Consider the following 6,032-nt stretch of genomic DNA (forward strand, 5'->3'; position numbering starts at 1 on the left):
CGCCGCCCCCTACGCACGGTTCACAATATGGCTTCGTAGGGGGCGGCCTCTGGACGCCCCGCCCGTAGGGCGGCCCCTTGGGGCCGCCGCCAAAATACGGCGGGGGCAAGACGCCGCCAAAATACGGCGGGGGCAAGCCCCCGCCCTACCAAGCCCTCACCCTACATGAAACGATAAACTAAAATTTACCATCTCAGCAGGGCGCCGGCCCAGGTGAGGCCGCCGCCAAAGCCCACAGTGAGCACCCGCATTCCGGGACTCAGACTCCCCTCCTGGACCAGCTCGTCCAGAGCTATGGGGATACTGGCCGCCGACGTGTTGCCGTAGCGGGCCATATTCTTATAAAAGAGCCCCTCCCGAGCCTTCAGCTTTCTGGCCACATGGTCGATGATCCGGGCGTTGGCCTGGTGGCAGACCACCAGGTCCAGATCGTCGATGGAGCAGCCCTCCGCCTCCAACAGCTGCCGGATGGAAGCCTCCACCACCTCCACCGCGAAGCGGAACACCGCCTTGCCGTCCATATGAACGGCGGAAGGGACGGGACCGGGTCCCTCCACCATGATGCTGGCCGGGTCTCCCCGGGAGCCGAATACAGTGTGCCAGACGGCGGACTCGTCCCGCTCCATGACCGCCGCGCCGCAGCCGTCCCCAAAGAGGACGCAGGTGTTCCGGTCGGTCATGTCCAGCACCCGGCTGATCACCTCGCAGCCCACCACCAGGGCATAGGGCCGGGCGGCCTCGGCCAGCAGGGCGTGGGCCGTTTTCAGGCCGTACAGAAAACCGGCGCAGGCGGCATTCAGATCAAAGCAGAGGGTATCCTCCTTCAGTCCCAGCCGCTCTTGCAGCAGGCAGGCCATGGAGGGGCTGGCATAGTCGGGGGTAAAGGTGGCCACCAGGCACACCCCCACCTCCTCCGGCTTCAGCCCCGCCCGGTCCAGCGCCTGACGGGCCGCCCCCGCCGCCAGGTCCAGGCCCGACTCTCCGGTACAGAAGCGGCGGCTGTGGATGCCGGTGCGGCTGAACACCCACTGGTCGCTGGTGTCCACCTGCCGGCTCAGTTCTTCGTTGGTCACCACCCGGCTGGGCAGACACCGGCCGGTGGCGAGGATCTTGGGTGCGCTCATGGTTCCTCCTTTCCGGCCGGGGGCAGGCCCTGCCCCATGGCGCGGAACATTTGATAGCGCTGCTGGGCCAGAGCGGGGCCCTTCAGCTTGTCCAGGGCGGCCAGCTCCTTTTTCAGGGCCGCGTCCACCGTGTGGAAGGTGGCCTGCCAGTCGGTATGGGCGCCTCCCTCCGGCTCCCGCAGGACCCCCTGGACGATGCCGCCCCGGCGCAGGTCCTGGGCGGTAAGCTTCATGACGGCGCAGGCCTCCCCGCTGCGGGAGGCGTCCTTCCACAGGATGGAGGCGAAGCCCTCGGGGGACAGGACCGAATAGACGGCGTGCTCCAGCATGAGCACCCGGTTGGCCACGGCCAGAGCCAGAGCTCCGCCGCTCCCTCCCTCACCGGTAACAACGGCGATGACCGGGACGGTGAGGGAGCTCATCAGAGCCAGACACCGGGCGATGGCCTCGCCCTGGCCCCGCTCCTCAGCTTCTTTCCCCGGGTAGGCCCCGGGAGTATCCACAAAGGTGATGATGGGCCGGCCAAACTTTTCCGCCTGGGCCATCAGACGCTGAGCCTTCCGGTAGCCCTCAGGCCCGGGCATTCCAAAGTTGCAGCGGAGGTTCTCCTCCAGGTTCTTTCCCTTCCGGTGGCCCAGCACCGTGACAGGACGGCCATGGAACCGGGCGATGCCGCCCAGGATACTGCCGTCCTCCCGGCTGAGCCGGTCCCCCCGCTGCTCAAAGAAATCGGTAAACAGCGCGTCGATAAAATCCGCCGTTCCCGGCCGTCCCGGGTTCCGGGCGATCTTTACCTTCTCCTCCGGCGTGTACTTGCTCATCAGCCGCGTCCCCCCTTCTCATGGAGGGCCAGCAGCCGGCCCAACACAGGCCGCCACTGGCTCCGGGGGACGATCTGGTCCAGAAAGCCGTGGTCCAGCAAGTACTCGGCCCGCTGGAAGCCCTCCGGCAGCTTCTCCCCGATGGTCTGCTCGATGACCCGGGGGCCCGCAAAGCCGACGAGGGCCCCGGGCTCCGCCAGCATGATGTCTCCCAGAGAGGCGAAGCTGGCGGTCACCCCGCCAGTGGTTGGGTGGGTGAGGCAGGAGATGTACAGCCCGCCCCCGCTCTGGAACCGCTGGATGGCGGCGGCGGTCTTGGCCATCTGCATCAGGGAGAAGATCCCCTCCTGCATCCGTGCTCCGCCGCTGGCGGAAAAAATGACCAGGGGCAGCTTCCGCTTTTCCGCGTACTCCGCCGCCCGGGTCACCTTCTCCCCCACCGCCGTTCCCATGCTGCCCATGAGAAACCGGCTGTCCAGAACCACAAAGACCGCCTTGTGGTCCTCGATCCTGCCCAAAGCCGCCACGGCGGCGTCCCGCAGGCCGGTGTCCTCTCTCAGCGCCGCCAGCTTCTCCGGATAGCCGGGGAAGTCCAGGGGATCGGCGGGAGCAAGCTTTTCCTCCAGCTCCCGGAAGGAGCCGGGGTCCAGGATCATGGACAGGCGGTAGTAGGCTCCGATGGGCCCGTGACAGCCGCACCGGGGACAGACCTGTCCGTTGCGGCTCCAGTCCAAGGCGCCGCTCTCCTCTCCGCAGCCGGGGCAGGACACCCGCCGGGAGGAGGCAGTCTTTCCCTCCCGCATGGCCTGATAAGTCAGCAGCCGGTCCCGGCGCTGGCTGAATAGTCGATTCACCGCTTACTCCTTTCGTCGTCGCAACGTCCACGCAGTTCCGTCTTATCCGTCCATCAGATGGTCACAGGTCCGGGCCAGCTCCAGCAGCTTTTCCAGATTTCGGTCCAGGAAGCTGGTGTCGTACTGGCCCCGGACAAACTCCGGGTCGTGCATGATGAGATGGGCCAGGGCGGCGTTGGTGGGGTAGCCCTCGATGACCAGCTCCTCCAGCGCCCGGCGCATCCGCCGGATGGCCTCCAGCCGGGTAGGGGCGTGGACCAGCACCTTGGCCACCAGGGAGTCGTAATAAGGCGGCACCTCATAGCCGGTGTACAGGGCGGTGTCCACCCGGACCCCCGGTCCGCCGGGAAGGTGGAGGAACTCCGTCTTCCCCGGACAGGGATGGAAGTCGTGCTCCGGGTCCTCGGCGTTGATACGGCACTCGATGGCGTGACCGGACACCCGCACGTCCTCCTGGGTGAAGGACAGGGGCAGGCCCGCGGCCACCCGCAGCTGCTCCCGCACAAGGTCCACGCCGGTGACCAGCTCGGTGACCGGGTGCTCCACCTGAATACGGGTGTTCATCTCGATAAAATAAAAGTCACCCTCCGGGGACAGGACAAATTCCACTGTGCCCGCCCCCACATAGCCGGCGGCCCGGGCGGCGGCCACGGCGGCCGCCCCCATCCGCTCCCGCAGCTCCGGGGTCAGGGCCCGGGAGGGAGACTCCTCCACCAGCTTCTGGCGGCGGCGCTGGATGGAGCAGTCCCGCTCCCCCAGGTGGACCACATGGCCCTGGCCGTCCGCCATGATCTGGAACTCGATGTGCCGGGGGTGGAGGATCAGCTTCTCCAGATACATCTCCCCGTTTCCGAAGCAGGCCACCGCCTCGGCCTGAGCGGCCTGGTAGGCCCGCTCCAAGTCCTCGGGGCCATCCACCTGGCGCATCCCTCTGCCTCCGCCTCCGGCCGAGGCCTTCAGCAGGACGGGATAGCCCACCCGGTCAGCCAGTTCCCTGGCCTGGACCACCCCGGAAAGAGGGCCGTCGGAGCCGGGGACCACCGGCACCCCGGCGTTCTGGGCCAGGGTGCGGGCAGCGGCCTTGCTGCCCATCTTCCGGATCACGTCGCCGGAGGGGCCGATATACCGCAGGCCGGCCTCCACACACCGGTCGGCAAAGTCCGGGTTCTCCGACAAAAAGCCATAGCCCGGGTGGATGGCGTCGCAGCCGGTGGCCTTTGCCGCCGTCAGCAGGGCCTCCTGGTTCAAGTAGCTGTCCGACGCCCGGGCGGGTCCGATACACAGGGACCGGGTCGCCACCTGGGCGGCCAGGGAGCTCTCGTCGGCCTGGGAATAGACGGCCACCGTCTCCACGTCCAGCTCCCGGCAGGCCCGGATGATCCGCAGAGCGATCTCGCCCCGGTTGGCGATCAAAACGCGCTTCAGCATGGCCTTACACCTTCCGAATCCGGAAGAGCGGGTCGCCGTATCCCACCAGCTCCCCGTCCCGGGCCAGGACCTCCTCCACCACGCAGTCGGCAGGGGCGGGGATCTCGCTCATCATCTTCATGGCCTCAATGAGGCAGAGGGTCTCCCCCTTTTTCACCTGGGCGCCGGGAGCGACAAAGGGAGCCTCTCCCGGGGCGGGGGCGGCATAAAAGACGCCCACCAGCGGAGCCTTCACCAAATCGTTTTCCTCTCCCCGTTCCGCCGGGACAGGGGCGGGGACGGGTGCCGCGGCAGGGGCGCTCTCCCCCCGGACTCCGGAGGCCGGAGCCCGGCACAGACGGACCTTCCCGTCCTCCCGCTGCCACTCCAGCTCCGTCAGGCCGGAAGAGGCAAAGCGCTCCATCAGACCGTAAAGTTCCTGTAATTCCATGGACAACTCCTTATCCTAAAAACGCAAATATCTTCGACCCGCAAAGAGCCGAACGGGAGGGCAACGCCACGCCGCCCCCGCGTTTCCGCATTACTGCTTCTTGCTCGCCAGATAGGCCACAATGTCGCTGACGGTCTGGATCTTGGTCATGTCCTCGTCGGCAATGCCCACGCCGAAAGCCTCCTCCAGCGCCAGAGACAGCTCCACCGCCTCCAGGGAGTCGGCGTCCAGATCCTCGAACAGGTTGGTCTCGGCAGTCACCTGCTCCGCGTCGCAGCTCAGGGTGTTCACAATGATGTCGCGTACAGTTTCAAAATTGATCTCCATAGGTCAAACTTCCTCTCAAATTTGTTCAAGCATTTTAGTTAAAATATTTTAGGTAAAATGCTTGAGAATTATTATAGGAACTTTCCGTCAAATGTCAAGCTGAATTTTTGGGGGTTTGGCTGCTTTTCCCATTCTCCACAAAGCAGACTGCTGCCTTCGCCCATTTTTACTTCATTTTCCACTTGACATATCAAACGTTAGTTCTATAATAGTAGTACAAATGTTTGTTTCAGACGTGGGGGTCATCCTATGGAACTGCTGGACAAGCTGAACATTCTGGCTGACGCCGCCAAGTATGACGCCGCCTGCACCTCCAGCGGCCTGGACCGCGCAGGCAGGCCCGGGGCCATCGGCAGCACCACCATGGCCGGCTGCTGCCACTCCTTCTCCGCCGACGGGCGGTGCGTCTCCCTGCTGAAGGTGCTGATGACTAACTTTTGTGTCTATGACTGCCAGTACTGTGTCAACCGCCGCTCCAACGACGTGCCCCGGGCCGCCTTTTCTCCCAGGGAGCTGTGCGAGCTGACCATGGGCTTTTACCGCCGCAACTATATCGAGGGTCTGTTCCTCTCCTCGGCGGTCATCCAAAATCCCGATCACACCACAGAGCTGATGATCCAGACCCTGCGTCTGCTCCGGGAGGAGTACCGCTTCGGGGGCTACGTCCACGCCAAGGCCATCCCAGGGGCGGACCCTCTGCTGACCCGGCGGCTGGGGCTGCTGGCTGACCGGCTGTCAGTGAATATTGAGCTGCCCAGCTCCCCCAGTCTGGCCCTCCTGGCCCCGGACAAGAAAAAGGAGGCCATTCTGGCCCCCATGAAACAGATCCGGGACGGCATCGCCGTCTCCCAAGAGGAACTGAAGGTGTACCGCCACGCCCCCCGGTTCGCCCCGGCGGGCCAGTCCACCCAGATGATCGTGGGAGCCACCCCGGAGAGCGACCGCCAGATCCTGACTCTGACCCAAAACCTATATGATAAATTCCACTTGAAGCGGGTGTTCTACTCCGCCTATATGCCCGTGTCCTCCAGCCCCCTGCTCCCCGCCC

7 protein-coding genes are annotated in these 6,032 nt (G+C 65.2%); 1 reads left to right on the top strand and 6 read right to left on the bottom strand.

Annotated features, from left to right (window positions below):
- Positions 1-185 precede the first annotated feature (185 nt).
- The 6 genes from I6E39_RS06720 to acpP form a co-directional block, all read right to left on the bottom strand.
- A complete protein-coding gene (locus I6E39_RS06720) occupies positions 186-1,124 on the bottom strand; it encodes a beta-ketoacyl-ACP synthase III (protein ID WP_235380839.1) in 939 nt (312 codons plus the stop codon).
- Entirely contained in the window at positions 1,121-1,945 is an 825-nt protein-coding gene (locus I6E39_RS06725; protein WP_235380840.1) for an acetyl-CoA carboxylase carboxyltransferase subunit alpha, read from the bottom strand. The genes I6E39_RS06720 and I6E39_RS06725 overlap by 4 nt, the downstream gene beginning before the upstream one ends.
- Positions 1,945-2,799 (bottom strand): acetyl-CoA carboxylase, carboxyltransferase subunit beta, encoded by an 855-nt coding sequence (gene accD / locus I6E39_RS06730; RefSeq protein WP_235380841.1) that lies wholly within the window; start codon positions 2,797-2,799, stop codon positions 1,945-1,947. The genes I6E39_RS06725 and accD overlap by 1 nt, the downstream gene beginning before the upstream one ends.
- 42 nt (positions 2,800-2,841) lie before the next feature.
- Entirely contained in the window at positions 2,842-4,227 is a 1,386-nt protein-coding gene (accC, locus tag I6E39_RS06735) for an acetyl-CoA carboxylase biotin carboxylase subunit (RefSeq protein WP_235380842.1), read from the bottom strand.
- 4 nt (positions 4,228-4,231) lie between these two features.
- A complete protein-coding gene (locus tag I6E39_RS06740; RefSeq protein WP_235380843.1) occupies positions 4,232-4,657 on the bottom strand; it encodes an acetyl-CoA carboxylase biotin carboxyl carrier protein in 426 nt (141 codons plus the stop codon).
- A gap of 90 nt (positions 4,658-4,747) precedes the next feature.
- Positions 4,748-4,984: an acyl carrier protein gene (gene acpP, locus I6E39_RS06745; RefSeq protein WP_268842221.1), complete on the bottom strand. Its 237-nt coding sequence runs from the start codon at positions 4,982-4,984 to the stop codon at positions 4,748-4,750.
- Between the two features lie 249 nt (positions 4,985-5,233).
- On the opposite strand from acpP, the gene I6E39_RS06750 reads away from it, so the two are divergent.
- Positions 5,234-6,032: putative DNA modification/repair radical SAM protein (locus I6E39_RS06750; RefSeq protein ID WP_235380844.1), on the top strand; the 799-nt coding region annotated here is incomplete at its 3' end.

Source organism: Pseudoflavonifractor phocaeensis, from assembly GCF_021531375.1.
In the GTDB taxonomy this organism is placed as follows: Bacteria; Bacillota; Clostridia; order Oscillospirales; family Oscillospiraceae; genus Lawsonibacter; species Lawsonibacter phocaeensis_B.

Excerpts from the sequence above, each read along its gene's own strand:
- I6E39_RS06720 (WP_235380839.1), bottom strand. The coding sequence starts at position 1,124 with ATGAGCGCACCCAAGATCCTCGCCACCGGCCGGTGTCTGCCCAGCCGG.
- I6E39_RS06725 (WP_235380840.1), bottom strand. The coding sequence starts at position 1,945 with ATGAGCAAGTACACGCCGGAGGAGAAGGTAAAGATCGCCCGGAACCCG.
- accC (WP_235380842.1), bottom strand. The coding sequence starts at position 4,227 with ATGCTGAAGCGCGTTTTGATCGCCAACCGGGGCGAGATCGCTCTGCGG.
- I6E39_RS06740 (WP_235380843.1), bottom strand. The coding sequence starts at position 4,657 with ATGGAATTACAGGAACTTTACGGTCTGATGGAGCGCTTTGCCTCTTCC.
- acpP (WP_268842221.1), bottom strand. The coding sequence starts at position 4,984 with ATGGAGATCAATTTTGAAACTGTACGCGACATCATTGTGAACACCCTG.